This is a genomic window from Janthinobacterium sp. FW305-129, assembly GCF_020858115.1.
Lineage (GTDB): Bacteria > Pseudomonadota > Gammaproteobacteria > Burkholderiales > Burkholderiaceae_D > Janthinobacterium.
On sequence record NZ_JACYMM010000001.1, the window covers coordinates 686,496 to 704,408 of the forward strand.

Here is a 17,913-nt window from a genome sequence, read left to right on the forward strand (position 1 = left end):
TATAATTGATCGCAGAGAGTAATGCAGTCCGTGTCCAGGTCCGCCATCGCGGCGGCCGTCACGGGACGACTACTGTGGGAGGCGGCATGCGGCACGACATCACACCACGATTGAAATGGCAGGCCCTGCCCTGGGAACGCCTGGACACGCGCATCCTGCTGTCGTTTTTCGTGGCCCTGCTGCTGGCCGGCCTGTGGGGCGTCACGCTGCGGCAACTCGACCACGCCCACGAGCGGGCCATCGCCGACGCCCAGCGCGATGCGCGCAGCATGGCGCGGGTCTTCGACGAACATGCGATACGCACCATCGAAGGGGCCGACCAGGCCGTCACTTACCTGCGCGGGCGCTACAATGCGCTGGGAGACAAGCTCGACATCGTCACCGACCTGCAGCAGGGGCTCAATCCCGGCCCCCTGTATAACCTGTTCAGCATCGTCAACGAGCGGGGCGACACCGTACTGACGAGCAAGCCGTTCAAACCCACCAACCTGGCCGACCGCGAGCACTTCCAGGTGCACGTGCGCGGCGACAGCGGCGAACTCTACATCAGCAAGCCCGTGCTGGGCCGCGTGTCGAAAAAATGGTCGATCCAGCTGACGCGGCGCATCAATCACCCCGATGGCAGCTTCAAGGGCGTGGTGGTGGCGTCGATGGATCCGTATTACTTCACGCGCCTGTATGACGAGGTCGACCTGGGCAAGAACAGCTCCATCGCCCTCATCGGCACCGATGGCGTGATGCGGGCGCGCCGCGTCGGCAGCGTCAACACCATCGGCCAGGACGTCGGCGACAGCGCCCTGTTCGCGCAGATGCGCGGCAAGACGCGCGGCAGCTTCCTGCAGCGCAGCCCCATCGACGGCACCCTGCGCTACTACGCGTTTGAAAAGCTGGCGCACTATCCGCTCTACATGCTGATCGGCCTGGACCGCGACACGGTGCTGGCCGACTACGCTTCGCGCCGCGAGCAGGCGCTGCTGATGGCGACCGTCACCAGCGCGCTGATCGTGCTGTCGTGGGCCGCGCTGGTGCTGCTGATCGGGCGCCTGATCGACAGCCGCGCCAGGGCCATCGCCGCCAGCGAAGCGAAGTCGCGCTTCCTGTCGAACATGTCGCATGAGCTGCGCACGCCGCTCAACGGCATCCTCGGCTTTTCCGACCTGCTGCTGGAGCAGCTGCAGCCGCAGCCCGGGCTGGCCAGCCACGCGCAGGCCATACGCGCCAGCGGCCGCCAGCTGCTGGCGCTGGTCGAGGCGACCATGGAACTGAGTGCCCTCGAGGGCGGCCAGCTCAGGCTCAAGTGCGCGGTGGAGCCGCTGCCCGGCGTGCTGGCCCAGGCGCTGGCGCCGTTCCGCCAGCGCGCGGCGGAGCAGGGCATCGCCCTGGCCTGGTGCGCCGCCGCCGATACGCCGTCGCACCTCGTTTGCGACCGCCCGCGCCTGGTGCGCCTGCTCGCCATCCTGCTCGACAACGCGCTGCGCTTCACGCCCGCCGGACGCATCGACGTGCGCGTGGCGCGCCACGCCGGCCAGCTGCGCATCGCCGTGTGCGACACGGGCGTCGGCATCGCGCAGGCGCAGCAGGCCAGCATCTTCGAGAAATTCTCGCAGGCGGACGACACGCCCAGCCGCGCGCATGGCGGCGCCGGCCTGGGCCTGGCCATCGCCAGCCACCTGGCGGTCCTGATGGGCGGACGCATCGCGGTGGAATCGGCGCCGGGCCAGGGTGCCGTATTCAGCCTGTACCTGCCGCTGGCCGACACGGCGCAGCCGGTGGGCCACTTCGACAAATTGACCACACTATCGGCTGAGTAGTCACAGGGAAAGTTGTTCTTCTCCCCTATACGGTATAGCATCGTCACATGATCCGACTACCAGGTGGCGACGCAGTGCACAGACGACTGATTGAGTGGCTTTTTTTTCTCCTCGGACTGCTGGTCATCGGCGTCACCCTGGCGTATCTGCACCTCGCCGAAGCCACGCGGCACGCGGCGGCGGAACGCGAGCGGCTGGAGGTGCTGACGGCGCTGCTGGCAAAGAATATCGAAGTCGACCTGGCCGCCACCAACCTGGTGCTCGAAGGCGTGATCCGCGACTTTCTCGGCCCTGCGGCGGAAACGGGCGCCAGCCAGGCCCTGCCCCGGCGCCTGACCGCCCTGGTCGACGCCATGCCCGGCGTGCGCACCATGCTGGTGCTCGACGCCAGCGGCAAGCCCCTCGCCACGAATATCCCGGAGTTGATGCAACAGGATTTTTCGCGCCGCGGCTACTTCCAGACGGTGCGCGACGCGCCCGACGCGCACATGCTGTACCTGTCGCCGCCCTTCCGCTCGTTCAGGAACGACCTCGTGATGACGGCCGCGCGCATGGTGCCGGACCGGCAGGGCCGCTTCGCCGGCCTGGTGATGGCGACCTTCGATCCCGAATATTTCACGGGCAAGTTCCGCACCGCCATGTATGCGGGCGACGTGTGGGCCGTGGTGCTGCACGGCGACGGCCACCAGTTCCTCAACTACCCGGCCAAGGGCGCCGTCGACGGCAGCAACCTGGACGTGCCCGGCAGCTTCCTGCGGCGCCTGCGCGACAGCGGCCAGCCATCGGCGGTGCTCGACGGTGTGATGGTGCCCGGCCAGCCCGCCAGCCCGCCGCGCATGATGGCCATGGCCACGATCGCGCCGCCGGCGCTGCACATGGACCGCGCGCTGATCATCGGTCTGAGCCGCGAGGAAGCGGCCATCGCCGCTCCGCTGCGGCGCCAGGCAACCGGCTATGCCATTTTCTTCGCCATCCTGGCCGCCACCGGCAGCGCGCTGCTGTACTGGAGCCAGCGGCGCCGGCGGCACCTGGCCGCCTGGCACGCGCAGCAGGAAAGCGCGCGGCAGGCCATGCAGGCCGTGTCGGACAGCGAAACGCGCTTTCGCACGCTGATCGAGGATGCGCCGCTGGCCATCGCCATCCTGCGCCATGGCCGCTTCGTCTATTCGAACCCCCGCTACCGCCACTTGCACGGCTACGCCCTCGAGGACGACTTGAGCGGCCTGCCGTGGCGCAGCATGCTCACGGCAGAATCGCAGGCGGCGCTGGCGAGCAGCGAGGCGCTGATCGAGGCCGATTCCGCCAGCGAGCAGGTCTTCGAAGCAGTCGGCCTGGACAAGCAGGGACGGCCCGTGCCCATCCTCAAGACGACGGCCCGCGTGATGCTCAAGGACGGGCCGGCAACGCTGATCTTCGTGCAGGACATATCCGCGCAAAAACAGGCCGAGGAAGCCATGCTGCTGGCGCGCGACGGGGCCGAGGCGGCCAACCGCAGCAAGGCCGAATTCCTCGCCAACATGAGCCATGAAATCCGCTCGCCCCTGAATGCCATCCTCGGCATGGCCTGGCTGCTGGAAAGAGGCGGCCTCGATGGCGAGGCGCTGCTGATGGCGCGCAAGATCCGCGCCGCCGGCCAGTCGCTGCTCGGCATTATCAACGATGTGCTGGACGTGTCCAAAATCGAGGCGGGCCATATGCACCTGGAACAGGCGCCGTTCCGCCTGGCCGAGGTGATCGACAAGATCGCCGCCAGCATGGGCGTGGCCGTGCATGACAAGCCCATCGCCGTGCGCATCGGCCCCCTGCCCGACGGCATCGACCATGTGCTGGGCGACGCGCTGCGGCTGGAACAGGTGCTGGTCAACCTCACCAGCAACGCCATCAAGTTCACGGCGCAGGGCACAGTCGAGCTGCACACGGCGCTGGAAAGCCGCGATGGCGATGTCGCCGTGCTGCGCTTTTGCGTGCGCGACACGGGCATCGGCATAGCCCCCGAAGTGCAGGAAACGATCTTTTCCGCCTTCACCCAGGCCGACACCTCGACCACGCGCCGCTTCGGCGGCACGGGCCTGGGCCTGACCATCTGCCGCCAGCTGGTGCGTCTGATGGGCGGCGCCCTGCGCCTGAAAAGCACGCTGGGCCAGGGCAGCGAATTCAGTTTCACGGCGCCGCTGCAGCTGATGCCCGCGCGCGCGCGCGGCATGCCCGACATGCAGGGCCTGCACGTGCTGCTGGCCGACGGCAACGCCGCCACGCGCGCGACGGTCGGCGCCGTGGCGCAAGGCCTGGGCTGGAGCGTGCATGCGGTCGCCGGCGGCGAGGCGGCGCTCGACTACGCGCTCGCCTGCGCCGAGGGCGCGCGGCCCGGCGTCGTCCTGCTGGCCGCGCACCTGCCTGACATGGATGGCGAAGCCGTTGCGCGCGCGCTGCGCGAGCACTTGCCGCCGCAAGATTGCCCCGTCGTCATCGTGGCGGCCAGCGGCGCGCCGGCCACGGCGCCCGCGCGCCGCCATACCGATCCGGACAATCCCGCCGATGCCATCCTCAACGAACCCGTCACGGCCTCCAGCCTGTACAACGCAACGATGGATGCGCGCCAGCGCCGCGCCGAACTGGCCGGCCTCGATGCCAGCCATGCGGCGCTGGAGGAACGCCAGCTCGCCGGCGTGCGCGTGCTGGTGGTCGACGACAGCGAAATCAACCGGGACGTGGTCAACCATATCCTGCGCGACCAGGGAGCCCTGCCCGCGTTCGCCTGCGATGGCCGGCAGGCGCTGGACTGGCTGCTGGATCACCCGGATGAAGTCGACATCGTGCTGATGGACGTGCAGATGCCCGTCATGGATGGCTTGCAGGCCACGCGCGCGCTGCGCCAGCTGCCGCAATTCCACGACCTTCCCGTGGTGGCGCTGACGGCGGGCGCATTCCAGACGCAGCAGACGGCGGCGCTGGAAGCGGGCATGAACCATTTCATCAGCAAACCATTCGACGTGCCGCAGACCATCGCCCTGGTCGCGCGCGTGCACCGGCGCCATGCACAAGGCTTGCCGGCCCTGCCGCCAGCCATCAGCGCGGCGGCGATGCCCGTGCCGCCATCCGGCACGGCACCCGTGATCGACCTGGCGCAAGGACTGGCGCAGTGGCTCGACGAGGCGCCCTACCGCCAGCACCTGTCGCGCTTTGGCGCCACGTACCGCAACACCGTCGCCACCATGCGCGCCCTGCTGGCGGCCAACGCGCGCGGCGACGCCGCCGCGCTGGCGCACAAGCTGGCCGGCGTGGCGGGCAGCCTGGCCCTGCCCGCCACCCTGCACGCGGCCCAGCGCGCGGAGCAGCTGCTCCACGCCGGCAAGGACGCGGCCGCCGCGCTCGACACCCTGGAACTGGCGCTGGCGCACGCCATCGATGCCGCCGCCGCATACACGGCACAGGCGCCGGCGCCTGGCCAGGCAGCCACGCCAGAAACGCAACATGGCAGCGCATGCCAATGATAAACTTGCCAATATAAAAATTCAGGAGACGCCATGATCTGGTGCAGGGATTTGCTGCTGAGAGCCTTGATGCTGGGCCTGCTGCTATTCGTCGTGGGCGAATCGCTGTCGTACTGGACGCCGGAAATCAGGAAACTGCTGGCCTGGCGCCCGTCCTGATACCAGCTTAGCCTTCGCGCCCATCCACCCTGGCGCGCCACAGATAGGGCGCATACACGCACGCATACAGGCCAAAGGCCAGCGACCAGCACGCGCCGGCCGCCAGCAGCAGCGGCATGGACAGCGCGGCGGGACCGGCGGCGGCCAGCAGGCGCGCCAGCGCGCCCAGCTGGATCAGCCAGTACATCGCCGCTTCCGCCCGGCCGCCCCTCAGTGGACGGCCCGTATGGCCCAGGGTGGTGCGCGTCATCATGCCGATGATCAGGCCCGCCATCGAGCCCACGGTCAGCGCGTGCAGCGCGGCGCTGGCCGGCAGCAGGCCGAGACTGGCCAGTCCCAGCAGCGCAAAGCCGATACCGATCCACGCATACGACAGGTGCAGTATCCACAGCAGCGGCACGCGCACCGTGCGCTGCGGCTGCCAGGCCAGCAGGTTGGCCAGCGACACGCCGGCAGCACAGAACGCCAGCGGCGCCGTCAGCCAGGCTGGCGCACCGGCCAGCCACGCGATGGCGGCGGCCGCCATGCAGGCCACGGCGATCAGGGCCCGCTGCGGACTGGCCACGGGCGTGCTGCCAGGCGCGCCATTGCGCGTAAACATGGGAATGACGCGCGCGCCGATCACCGATTCGATCAGCACGATGATGAAAATGGCCGCCTGCACGGGCAGGAACAGCGACAGCGGCAGCCAGCCAAGCTCAGCCGCGTGGAACAGGCCATTGGCCAGCGCCAGCAAGGCCAGCAGACCGACGAGGAACAGGTTGCGCGTATTGCCAGAGCGGCGCAACACCTGGTACAGGGGCCAGGCGGCCAGCGGCAGGAACAGCCAGTCCACCAGCGCCGGCAACAGGCCGGGGCCGCACAGCATGGCCACGCGCCCGGCCAGCCACAGGCCCGCCAGCGCCATCAGCGGCGCGCCGTGCGGCGTGGGCAAGCCCGTCCAGTTGCGTCCCGCCGTGTACAGGAAGCCCACGACGACGGCCACGGCAAAGCCGAACACCATCTCGTGCATGTGCCAGCCCAGGCCCACCTGCAAACCGCCCGGCAGCAATCCCGCATAGCTGGCCAGCCACAGTGGTATGCCGATGGCCGCAAACACGGCCGCCAGCAGGTAAAACGGGCGGAAACCCAGTTGCCAGACGGCGTGGCCGGCTTGCCATGGCGCCGCGCCGGAGGCGGCGGCGGGAGAGGAAGAAGGTTCGCTGATCGGGGTGATGGCCATGATGGAGTCGCCTTTAAAGATATATTCAATATACTACTTTAAAAGCGCAGGAACTGCCATCGGCAAAAAGGACTAGAGATAATAGCCATGGGGTCCGGCCCGGCGGGTCAGACCCCAACCCGGGCTACTTGCCCTGGCGGTGCTCGACCGCGTACACGGCCGCCTGCACGCGGCTGGTGAGGTTGAGTTTTTTCAGCACGTTCTGCACGTGGATCTTGACCGTGCTTTCGGCCAGATCCAGGGTGCGGGCGATGCCCTTGTTGCTTTCGCCGCGCGACAGGCAATCGATGATTTCCTTTTCGCGCGGCGTGAGCTTGTCCAGCTCCGACACGGGCTCCTCGCGCCGCGTGCCCGCCTGCAGCTGCGCCACCAGCTTGCCCGTCATGGCTTCAGCGATGACGACTTCGCCGGCGGCCGCGCGGCGGATGGCGCGCACCAGGTAGTCGGCGTCTATATTCTTGATCAGGTAACCGCAGGCGCCCGCGCGCAGGGCCGTCGCCAGGTCCTCCGCATCTTCCGACACGGTGAGCATGACGATGGCCGTGTCGGGACAGTCGTGCTGCATCAGCTGCAGCGCTTCCACGCCGGACATGCCGGCCATGTTCAGGTCCAGCAGCACCACGTCGGGCTGCAGCTGGATGGCGCGCTTGATGCCTTCCACGCCGTCTGCCGCCTCGCCCACGACGGAAAATTCCGTGTGGCGCTGCAGCAGCGAGCGTATGCCGCTGCGGAACAGCGCGTGGTCGTCCACCAGCATGACGGTGATCGGTTTATCGGGAGTCTCCATTTTTTATACTTTCTGATAGTGGCTTAGGCGGCGCGGCGCTGCTCGCGCGACAGATGCAGTTCGACGGTCGTGCCCCCGCCGGGACAGGCGTGCACGTCGAACGTGGCTTCGATGCGCTGCGCGCGCTCGCGCATGATGTGGATGCCGACATGGCTGTCGCCCTTTTCCAGCACGGCGGCAGCGTCGAAGCCGACGCCATTGTCGCTGATCGTCAGCGTAAAATCCTGGTGATCGGCGAGCCGCACCTCGACGTGGCTGGCCTGGGCGTGCTTGCGGATGTTCGACAGCGCTTCCTGCACGATGAATAATAACTGCAATTGCTGCTCGCGGGGAAATGGCGCGCCGTCGACATCGGCCAGCAGTTCGGCGTCGATGCCCGTCTGGCGGCGGAATTTGTCGAGCGCCGCGCGCAGGGAGCCGATCAGGTCATCTTCCATCAAACGGCTGCGGAAGTTGGCCAGCAGCTCGCGCACGTCCTCGTAGCTTTCCTTCACGCCCGCATGCAGGGCCGGCACGATGCCCGCCACCTCGTCGAAACGCGCATTGCGCACGGAGTCGTCGAGCATCTGCACCTGCAGGTTGAGGAAATTGAGGCTTTGCGCGATGCTGTCGTGCAGGCCCTGCGCGACCAGGTTGCGCTCTTCGGAAATGGCCATTTCGCGTTCGCGCGCGGCCAGGCGCAGGTTTTCCAGCGCGATGCCGAGCAGCTGGCCCAGGGTTTCCAGCAAGGCCAGCTCGCGCGCGGAAAACACGCGCGCATGGCGAAAATGCAGGTTGAAGAAGCCCAGGTGCTGTTCATGCGCATGGATATGGAAGACGGAAACGGTGGCAAAGCCCTCGCGGTGGCAGCGCAGCTCGTGCGCCTTGTCGATGCGGCGCATGTCGTGCACCTTCGCCACCTTCATCTCGACGGCCGTGCCGCACAGGCAGTCGCCCACCTTCAGGCAATGCTCGGACGCCACCAGTTCCTCGGACAGGCCCGTATGCACCACCATGTGCAGGTTGCCCCGCTCGGCGTCGAGCACGCGCACGGTGGAGCCGTCGGCCTCGAAATAATCGACGATGCGCTGCATGAAGCCGCCGCAAATGTCTTCCAGGGGCTGCGGGCGCTGCAAAAAGGCCGCGCTTTCGTACAGCAGCGCCAGCTCGCGGTTGCGGTATTCGAGGGTGGCCGTCTTGCTGCGCACGCCCTCTTCCAGGTTGCCGTACAGCGCCTGCAGGCGGTCGGCCATCTGGTTGAAGCCACTGGCCAGCTGGCCGAATTCGTCATTGCTCTCGACAGCCAGGCGCACGCTGAAATCGCGCTCCTTCATGCGCTGCATGCCCAGGCGCAGGCGCGTCACCGGTTCGATGATGAGCATGAACATCAGGTAAATCATGCTGACCGTGCCGATGACGGCCATGCCGACGAGGATCAGCTGCGAGGCGCGCAGCCAGAAGGTGCGCTGTTCGCTATCGTGCTCGATCAGGCGCACCAATTGATCGACCTGGCCGACGAAGGTATCGGCGTCATGCTCGAACTGGCGCGCGCGCGCAGCGGAATCGGCCGCCAGCGCGGCCGGGCGCAAGGCGCCGCGCCAGGCGGTGCCGATGCGCTCGAATTCGGACTTGATGGCCGTGCTGGGGGGCAGGAACAAGGGGCGCTGCGGGTCGCCGTGGCCGATCTTGGCCAGGGTTTCGTCGATCAGCAGCACCTGCTGGCGCGCCTGTTCGCCAGCGTCGCTGGCAAGCAGCAGGGTCAGGCGGTAAGTCTGCATGCGCAGCCGGCCCGTTTCATTGATGGCGGCCGAACTGCCTTCGAGCTGCCACGACAGGAACAGGGTGCAGCCGATGGCGCTCAGGGCCAGCACCAGCATGAGCAGCAGCGCGCCGACGATCTTGGTCGACAGCTTCTGCCACGAGGAAAACATCGCCTTGAATTTCATACCACCCTTGAATGTAAATGCAAACTGTCTCAGCCGCCCGTCTGCGCCATGAAGCGCACGATTTTGTCCGGCTGCGAATTGAAATCATGCTGCTGCGGCTTCAGTTCGATGGCGGCGCGGATCGCCGCCTCGATCTGCGCATCCGTGGCCCCGCCGCGCAGCATGGGGCCAAGGGCGAATTTTTCTTCCTGGCCCAGGCACAGGTACAGGGTACCATCGACGGACAGGCGCACGCGGTTGCAGGTGGCGCAAAAATGCTGCGACATGGGCGTAATGAAGCCGATGCTCGAGCGTCCGTCTTGCGTCGCCAGATAGCGCGCCGGTCCGCCACCCAGTTCCATCGCCTGCGGCACCAGGCCAAAACGGGCCGCCAGGCGCTCGCGCACGGGGCCCAGCGGCATGTAGCTGGCATTACGGCCCGTACTGCCCATGGGCATGGCTTCGATCAGGCGCAGGATGAACTGCTGCTCGATGCAGAACGCCGCCATGGCCTCGATCTGGCCGTCGTTGATGCCGCGCATGGCCACCATATTGATCTTGATCGGGTCGAAACCGGCCGACTTGCCCGCCACCAGGCCATCGAGAATGGGCTGCAGGCTGTCGCGCCCCGTGATCTGCTGCATGCAGGCGCGGTCGAGCGAATCGAGGCTGACGTTGATGCGGTCCACGCCCGCCGCGCGCAAGGCCACGGCGTGCTTGCCCAATTGGGTGGCGTTGGTCGACAGCGACAGGTCGTCCAGACCGGGCAGCGCGGACAGCTTTTGCGCCAGCTCGGGCAGGTTGCGCCGCAACAGGGGCTCGCCGCCCGTCAGGCGCACGCGGCGCGTGCCAAGGCGAACAAAAATGCCCAGCAGGCGCTCGATCTCGTCGAACGTCAGCCAATCCTTCGGCTCCTCGAAGCCGCGAAAGCCCTTGGGCATGCAATAACTGCAACGCAAGTCGCATCGGTCGGTAACGGACAGCCGCACATAATCGATCGAACGGCCAAAACGGTCCTGCAACTTGACGCTACCCATGACGCTACTCCTGTTTCTTCCGTGATTGTAAAGGCTGGGGCACGATCTGGCTGTGCCCCAGAAGGCCTAGCGGCCTACGCCTTTTTAGCTACGCATTTCTACTTACTGAACCAGCGGACTGGCTGTGCCTTCGAGCTCGATGCCGGCGATGTCGGCGCGCCCCACCAGCAAATGCAGATACTGGTGCACGGCGCGCTGCCACGCCGCCCGCGACAGGCGGTCGGCGATCTGCGCCTGTACCGCTTCGTACGGGATGGCCTGGCCTTCGACCCGGCGCTGTACCTGCACGATGTGGTAGCCGAAACGCGTTTCCAGCAAGTGGCCAGCCAGCGCGCCCTCTTCCAGGCGGAACACGAGGGCGTCGAATTCCGGCACGCTCTGGCCCGGCGACAGCTGGCCCAGGCTCCCGCCCAGGGCGCCGGACGGGCAGTTCGAATACTGCGCCGCCAGTTCGGCGAAGCGCTCGGGCGCCAGCTTCAGGGCATCGAGCACGGCTTGCGCCGTCGTGCGCAGTAGTTCCAAAGGCGCCTCCGGGGTCACCTGGAACAGGATGTGGCGCGCCTCGACCAGCGCCCCGCTGCGAAACAGCTGCGGGCGCTGCGCATAAAAGGTGCGGCAAGCCGCATCGTCGGCCGGCGGCACGCGCACTTCCTGCGCGAACAGCGCCTCGATGCGGTCGTCATCGCTGCCGCCCTGCACGCCAAGGCGCTGCGCCTCGTCCTGCAGCAGCCGGCGCAGCACCAGTTCATGCACGGCCTGTTTCAGCGGATTGCCGGCACCATCGTGATGCGGCAATTCCTGCGCGATGTCGGCATCGTCGATATCGATGCCATTGACGGAGATTCCCATGATGTGACTCCTTTCTTAACGGCGGCGAACCAGTTGCCAAGTGCGTCCCAGATATCCGATGGCGCCAAAGCCGCTCCACACGTGCACCAGACGGGTGAACGGGAAGATGACGAACAGCGACATGCCCATGAACAGGTGCAGCTTGAACACCAGCGGCGCATCGACGATGAAGCTGGCCGCGTCACCGCGGAAAGTCACGATGTGCTGCGCCCAGTTCATCAGCAAGACCATCATGTGGCCATCCATGTGCGAAGCCGACACAAAAATCGACGACAGGCCCAGCAGCAAGGTCAGCAGGATCCACAGCATCACCAGCTTGTCGCCGGCCGTGGTAACGGCGCGCAGCCGTGCATTGCCGAAGCGGCGCGCCAGCAGGATCAGGATGCCGGCCAGGCACAGGCCGCCCATCACGCCGCCGGCCGCCATGGCCACGCCCTGCTTCAGGCTATGCGACACGCCCAGCGTATCCCACACCCAGACGGGGGTCAGCAAGCCGGCCGCATGGCCGAACAGCAGGCCGATGATGCCGAGGTGGAACAGGATGTTCCCCAGGCGCAGGCTGCCGCGGTGCAGCAGCTGGCTGGAATCGGACTTCCACGTGTATTGCTCGCGGTCGAAACGAATCAGGCTACCCAGGAAAAAGATGGCCAGTGCGATGTATGGATAGATGCCATACAGAAATTGATGCAAGTAATTACTCATGATGTACTCTCCTCATGCGGACGCGGTTCAAGCTGCGCGCCGCGGCTGCGGGTGAAAATGCACGGGATGGACGCCGCCCGGGGCTTGACGCAGCAAGGGCTCGACGCCGTCCGCACCGGGACCGAAGGTTTCCAGCGCTTCGTCCATGTCGCGCACCGGCGGTTCTGCCAGCATTTCTGCCGCCACGGGGCTCAGGCGTTCGAGCAAGGTGAAGACGGGCGCGTACGGGCTGCCGTTGGCCGTCAGCTTGCGGCCGATGTGCGCCAGCACGTGGACGGCGTCGCCCAGCAGCGGCGCCGAGACTGCCTCGTCGAGCTGCGCCAAAAACTCCAGGAACAGCGGCACGAAGTCGGGCAAGTCGTCGCCCACCATCTGCAGGCCGTGGCGCTTGTATTCCTCCATCAGGTCGACCATGGCCTGGCCCCGGTCGCGCGATTCGCCGTGAATATGTTCGAACAGGTGCAGCGAGTGCGAGGGATTGCGGTCGAAGGTGGCCACGTACTGCTGCTGCAGGTCGATCAGGCTGCTGCTTTCCAGGTGCGCCAGCAAGGGCCGCAGCAGCGCGTGCTGCTCCGGCACTGCCGCCAGCGCGGCGTCGAGCTGCGGCAGATGCGCGATCAGCTCCGGCTCCGGATACAGCAGCAGGCGAGAAAGGACTTGGTAGTGATGCATAGCGTGTTCCATATGAGCTCCTTAAGCGCCTGGCGCCGTTTTGCGCGACTTCGGCATCTGCATGAAGATGGCCGAACCGTGCTTTTTCTTGCCGAACAAGGTCGGCTCGCTGCTGCCGTCCGAGCAGCCGTTGCCGAAGCTGAAGCCGCACGAACCCTTCTCGTTGAAGCTGTCCTCGGCCATTTCCTTGTGGCTGCTGGGGATGACGAAGCGGTCTTCGTAATTGGCGATGGCCATGATGTGGTACATGTCCTCCACCTGCGCCTTGCTCAAGCCCACCTGTTTCAGCACCGTGAGGTTTTCCACCTTCTCGACGGTCTTGCTGCGCATGTAGGCACGCATGGCCAGCATGCGGTCCAGCGCCGTGACGATGGGCGGCTGGTCGCCGGCCGTCAGCAAATTGGCCAGGTACTGCACCGGAATGCGCAGGCTTTGGGTGTCGGGCAGCATGCCGTTGACGCCCAGCTTGCCCGATTCGGCGGCCGCCTGGATCGGCGACAGGGGCGGCACGTACCACACCATCGGCAAGGTGCGGTATTCGGGATGCAGCGGGAACGCCACTTTCCACTCGACGGCCATCTTGTAGACGGGCGACTTGACGGCCGCTTCCAGCCAAAGGTCAGGGATGCCCTGGCGGCGCGCCTCGGCAATGATGGCCGGGTCGTGCGGATCGAGGAACAGATCCAACTGCGCCTGGTACAGGTCCTGCTCCTGCGGCACGGAGGCGGCAGCCTCGATCTTGTCGGCGTCGTACAGCAGCACGCCCAGGTAGCGGATGCGGCCCACGCACGTTTCCGAGCACACGGTAGGCTGGCCGGCCTCGATGCGGGGGAAGCAGAAGGTGCACTTCTCCGCCTTGCCGGACGACCAATTGTAGTAAATCTTCTTGTACGGGCAACCGGAGATGCACATGCGCCAGCCGCGGCACTTGTCCTGGTCGATCAGCACGATGCCGTCGTCTTCGCGCTTGTACACGGAGCCGGACGGGCAAGACGCCACGCACGTCGGATTGAGGCAATGCTCGCACAGGCGCGGCAGATACATCATGAAGGTGTTTTCGAACGTACCGTACATCTCCTTCTGCATGTTGTCGAACAGCTTGTCCTTGCTGCGCTGGGCAAACTCGCCGCCCAGGTCATCTTCCCAGTTCGGGCCCCACTCGATTTTTTCCATCTTTTTCCCCGTCAGCACGGAGATCGGACGGGCCGTCGGCGGCGTCTGCGACAGCGGCGCGCTTTGCAGGTGCTCGTAGTCGTAGGTGAACGGCTCGTAGTACTCGTCGATGGCGGGCAGGTTCGGGTTGGCGAAGATATTCGCCAGGATCTTCAAACGGCTGCCCTGGCGCGGCTCGATCTTGCCCGCGTCCGTGCGGCGCCAGCCGCCGTTCCACTTGTCCTGGTTTTCCCACTGCTTCGGATAGCCGATGCCGGGCTTGGTTTCGACGTTGTTGAACCATGCGTATTCGACGCCGTCGCGGCTGGTCCACACGTTCTTGCAGGTGACGGAACAGGTGTGGCAGCCGATGCACTTGTCCAGGTTCAGCACCATGCCGATTTGCGCTCTGATTTTCATACCATGCTCCCGTCTTCTGTTTCCAATGGCCCTTCGAGCCAGTCAACCTTGTTCATCTTGCGCACCAATACGAATTCATCGCGGTTGGAGCCCACCGTGCCGTAGTAATTGAAGCCGTAGGCCAGCTGGGCGTAGCCGCCGATCATGTGCGTCGGCTTGGGCACAGCGCGCGTCACCGAGTTATGGATGCCGCCCCGCTTGCCCGTCATCTCGGCGCCAGGCACGTTGATGATCTTTTCCTGGGCGTGGTACATCATCGTCATGCCGGCCGGGATGCGCTGGCTGACGATGGCGCGCGCCGTCAGGCTGCCATTCACGTTGAAGACTTCGATCCAGTCGTTGTCGACGATGCCGGCAGCTTGCGCGTCCGTCTCCGACAGCCACACGTGCGGTCCGCCGCGCGACAGGGTCAGCATGCGCAGGTTGTCCGAATACGTGGAGTGGATGCCCCACTTCTGGTGCGGCGTCAAAAAGTTCAGCGCCAGTTCCTTGTTGCCGTTCGGCTTGGTACCCAGCAGCGCTTCCGTCGTCTTCGTGTTAATCGCCGGCTTGTACACGCACAGGCCCTCGCCGAAGTCGCGCATCCACAGGTGATCCTGGTAGAACTGCTGGCGGCCCGTCAGGGTGCGCCATGGGATCAGTTCATGCACGTTGGTATAGCCGGCCGTGTAGCTGACTTCTTCGCTTTCCAGGCCCGACCAGGTGGGCGAGGAGATGATCTTGCGCGGCTGCGCCTGCACATCGCGGAAGCGGATGCTGTCATGCTCGCGCGGCAGCGCCAGGTGCGTATGCTCGCGTCCCGTGATGGCGGACAGCGCGGCCCAGGCTTTCACGGCCACGTGGCCATTCGTTTCCGGCGCCAGCGACAGGATCATCTCGGCCGCATCGATGGCCGTATCGAGGCGCGGCTGGCCCTGCGACACGCCTTCTTCCAGCACCGTGCGGTTGATGCCGCGCAGTACGTCCACTTCATGCCCCGTTTTCCAGGAAATGCCCTTGCCGCCATTGCCGATGGTTTCCAGCAGCGGCCCGATCGAAGTGAACTTCTTGTAGACGTCGCGGTAATTGCGCTCGACCACCGTCATGTTCGGCATGGTCTTGCCGGGAATCGCATCGCATTCGCCGGCGCGCCAGTCCTTGGGATCGAAAGGCTGGCCCAGTTCGCCCGGGGTATCGTGCATCAGCGGCGTGAGGATGATGTCTTGCTGGGTGCCCAGCAGTTCGCCGCCGATTTCCGAGAATTTCTCGGCCAGTCCCTTGTAGATTTCCCAGTCCGACTTCGATTGCCACAACGGCTGCACGGCTTCGGACAGCGGATGAATGAACGGGTGCATGTCCGAGGTGTTCAAGTCATCCTTTTCGTACCAGGTGGCCGTCGGCAACACCACGTCGCCATACAGACACGTGGTCGACATGCGGAAGTCCAGCACCACCAGCAGATCGAGCTTGCCTTCGGCGGCCGGGCGCACCTTCACCTGTTTCGGCGTGATGCAGTCGTCTTCATCGCTGAGCAGGCCGTTTTGCGTGCCGAGCAGGTATTTCAGGAAGTACTCGTGGCCCTTGCCCGAGCTGCCGAGGATGTTCGAGCGCCAGACGAACATATTGCGCGGGAAGTTGGCCGGATTGTCCGGGTCGTCGCACGAGAATTGCAGCTGGCCTGCCTTGATCTGGTCCAGTGCATACGCGGCCGGCGCCTGCCCTGCCGCCTTAGCGGCCTTGGCCACCTCCAGCGGATTGGTCTGCAGCTGCGGCGCCGATGGCAGCCAGCCCATGCGCTCGGCCTTGGCGTTATAGTCGAGCAGGGTCAGGTCGCCCGTGCCGCCGGCCGCCGATGGCGAGGCGATATCGCCCGTTTCCAGCTTTTCGTGGCGCCACTGGCTCGTGTGGGCATAGAAGAACGAGGTGCCGTTCATCTGGCGCATCGGGCGCACCCAGTCCTGGGCGAAGGCCAAAGGCGTCCAGCCCGTTTGCGGACGCAGTTTTTCCTGGCCCACGTAATGCGCCCAGCCGCCGCCGGACTGGCCGATACAGCCGCACATCATCAGCATGTTGATGATGCCGCGGTAGGTCATGTCCATGTGGTACCAGTGATTCAGGCCGGCGCCCACGATGACCATGCTCTTGCCGCGCGTCTGGTCCGCGTTTTCCGCGAACTGGCGCGCCACGGTGATGACGTCGGCGCGTTTCACGCCCGTGTGCTTTTCCTGCCACGCGGGGGTGTACGGCACGTCGTCGTCATAGCTCTCGGCCACGTTTTCACCGCCCAGGCCACGGTCGATGCCGTAGTTGGCCAGGGTCAGGTCGAACACGGTGGTGACGAGGCCCGTCGTGCCATCGGCCAGGCGGATGGTTTTCACCGGGACCTTGCGCAGCAGCATGTCGGACGCGTCCTTGCCGCCGAAGTAGGCGAAGCCCACTTCCGTGACGGCGTCGCTGTCGTTGATCATGGAGAGCATCGGCACGATGGGCGCGCCGCTGCCGCCGGCCTTCTGCTCCAGGTTCCACTTGCCCGACTCGCCCCAGCGGAAGCCGATGGAGCCGGCCGGCGCCGTGATCGCACCCGTGGTTTCATCGATGACCAGGGTTTTCCATTCCGGGTTGTTGGTTTCGTCGAGGTTGTTGTCCAGGTGCGAAGCGCGCAGGAAGTAGTCGGGCACCAGGGTGCCGTTATGCTCCTTGAGCAGCACCAGCATGGGGAAGTCGGTGTACTGGCGCGCATAGTCGCGGAAGTAGGCGCTCTGCCCTTCCGAGTGGAATTCCTTGAGGATGACGTGGCCCATGGCCAGCGCCAGCGCGGCATCCGTGCCCTGCTTCGGCGCCAGCCAGATGTCGCCGAACTTCACCATTTCGCCGTAGTCGGGCGAGATGGCCACGGTTTTCGTGCCCTTGTAGCGCACTTCCGTGTAGAAGTGGGCATCCGGCGTGCGCGTCATCGGCACGTTCGAGCCCCACACCATCAGATAGGTCGAGTTGTACCAGTCGGCCGATTCCGGCACGTCCGTCTGCTCGCCCCACACTTGCGGGCTGGCCGGCGGCAAGTCGCAGTACCAGTCGTAGAAGCTCAGGGCCACGCCGCCGATCAGCGACAGGTAGCGCGTGCCGGAAGCGTAGCTGACCATGGACATGGCGGGAATCGGCGAAAAGCCGATGATGCGGTCCGGGCCGTATTTCTTGATCGTCAGCGCGTTCGCGGCGGCGATGATTTCATTCGATTCGTCCCAGGTGGCGCGCACGAAGCCGCCCAGGCCGCGGATGGATTTGTACTGCTGCGAGCGCACGGGGTCCTGGCTGATCCAGTCCCAGGCCGTGACGGGATCCATGGTCTTGCGCGCTTCGCGCCACATTTCCATCAGGCGGCCGCGCACCATCGGGTATTTCACGCGCTGGGCCGAATACACGTACCAGGAATAGCTGGCGCCGCGCGGGCAGCCGCGCGGTTCGTGGTTGGGCAGGTCGGGCCGCGTGCGCGGGTAATCGGTTTGCTGGGTTTCCCAGGTGATCAGGCCATTCTTGACATACACCTTCCAGCTGCACGAGCCGGTACAGTTCACGCCATGCGTGGAGCGCACGATCTTGTCGTGCTGCCAGCGCTGGCGGTAGGCGTTTTCCCAGGTACGGTCTTCGTCGACCACGGTGCCATGGCCGTTGGAAAACGGCTCGGCGGGCTTGCTAAAAAATTTCAGGCGGTCCAGAAAGTGACTCATGCT

At 65.7% G+C, this 17,913-nt stretch carries 12 protein-coding genes; 3 read left to right on the forward strand and 9 right to left on the reverse strand.

Annotated elements, in window-relative coordinates:
* Positions 1-86: 86 nt before the first annotated feature.
* From IGS61_RS02960 to IGS61_RS27805, 3 genes are all read left to right on the forward strand, one after another.
* Complete coding sequence (locus IGS61_RS02960) at positions 87-1,811, forward strand: sensor histidine kinase (protein WP_230538224.1); 1,725 nt, start codon at positions 87-89, stop codon at positions 1,809-1,811.
* Positions 1,812-1,885: 74 nt separating this feature from the next.
* Positions 1,886-5,302, forward strand: coding sequence for a response regulator (locus IGS61_RS02965; RefSeq protein ID WP_230538225.1), 3,417 nt, complete (start codon positions 1,886-1,888; stop codon positions 5,300-5,302).
* Between the two features lie 33 nt (positions 5,303-5,335).
* Entirely contained in the window at positions 5,336-5,461 is a 126-nt protein-coding gene (locus IGS61_RS27805) for a hypothetical protein (protein ID WP_263643050.1), read from the forward strand.
* Between the two features lie 7 nt (positions 5,462-5,468).
* On the opposite strand, the gene IGS61_RS02970 is transcribed toward IGS61_RS27805, so the two are convergent.
* The 9 genes from IGS61_RS02970 to IGS61_RS03010 form a co-directional block, all read right to left on the reverse strand.
* The gene (locus tag IGS61_RS02970; protein ID WP_230538226.1) at positions 5,469-6,683 is read right to left on the reverse strand and encodes an NnrS family protein; all 1,215 of its coding nucleotides are present in this window, start codon (positions 6,681-6,683) and stop codon (positions 5,469-5,471) included.
* A gap of 124 nt (positions 6,684-6,807) precedes the next feature.
* On the reverse strand, positions 6,808-7,470 hold the full coding sequence (locus IGS61_RS02975; RefSeq protein ID WP_086147379.1) for a response regulator: 663 nt from the start codon (positions 7,468-7,470) through the stop codon (positions 6,808-6,810).
* Between the two features lie 23 nt (positions 7,471-7,493).
* Positions 7,494-9,395, reverse strand: coding sequence for a type IV pili methyl-accepting chemotaxis transducer N-terminal domain-containing protein (locus IGS61_RS02980; RefSeq protein ID WP_230538227.1), 1,902 nt, complete (start codon positions 9,393-9,395; stop codon positions 7,494-7,496).
* A 29-nt stretch (positions 9,396-9,424) separates the two neighbouring features.
* A complete protein-coding gene (moaA, locus tag IGS61_RS02985; protein ID WP_230538228.1) occupies positions 9,425-10,411 on the reverse strand; it encodes a GTP 3',8-cyclase MoaA in 987 nt (328 codons plus the stop codon).
* Between the two features lie 102 nt (positions 10,412-10,513).
* Positions 10,514-11,260, reverse strand: coding sequence for a peptidylprolyl isomerase (locus IGS61_RS02990; RefSeq protein ID WP_230538229.1), 747 nt, complete (start codon positions 11,258-11,260; stop codon positions 10,514-10,516).
* Positions 11,261-11,275: 15 nt separating this feature from the next.
* Positions 11,276-11,962, reverse strand: a complete 687-nt coding sequence (gene narI / locus IGS61_RS02995) for a respiratory nitrate reductase subunit gamma (RefSeq protein WP_230538230.1) — start codon at positions 11,960-11,962, stop codon at positions 11,276-11,278.
* Between the two features lie 27 nt (positions 11,963-11,989).
* On the reverse strand, positions 11,990-12,634 hold the full coding sequence (gene narJ, locus IGS61_RS03000) for a nitrate reductase molybdenum cofactor assembly chaperone (RefSeq protein WP_230538231.1): 645 nt from the start codon (positions 12,632-12,634) through the stop codon (positions 11,990-11,992).
* A gap of 21 nt (positions 12,635-12,655) precedes the next feature.
* On the reverse strand, positions 12,656-14,206 hold the full coding sequence (gene narH / locus IGS61_RS03005; RefSeq protein ID WP_230538232.1) for a nitrate reductase subunit beta: 1,551 nt from the start codon (positions 14,204-14,206) through the stop codon (positions 12,656-12,658).
* Complete coding sequence (locus IGS61_RS03010) at positions 14,203-17,910, reverse strand: nitrate reductase subunit alpha (RefSeq protein ID WP_230538233.1); 3,708 nt, start codon at positions 17,908-17,910, stop codon at positions 14,203-14,205. The genes narH and IGS61_RS03010 overlap by 4 nt, the downstream gene beginning before the upstream one ends.
* Between the last annotated feature and the right edge of the window lie 3 nt (positions 17,911-17,913).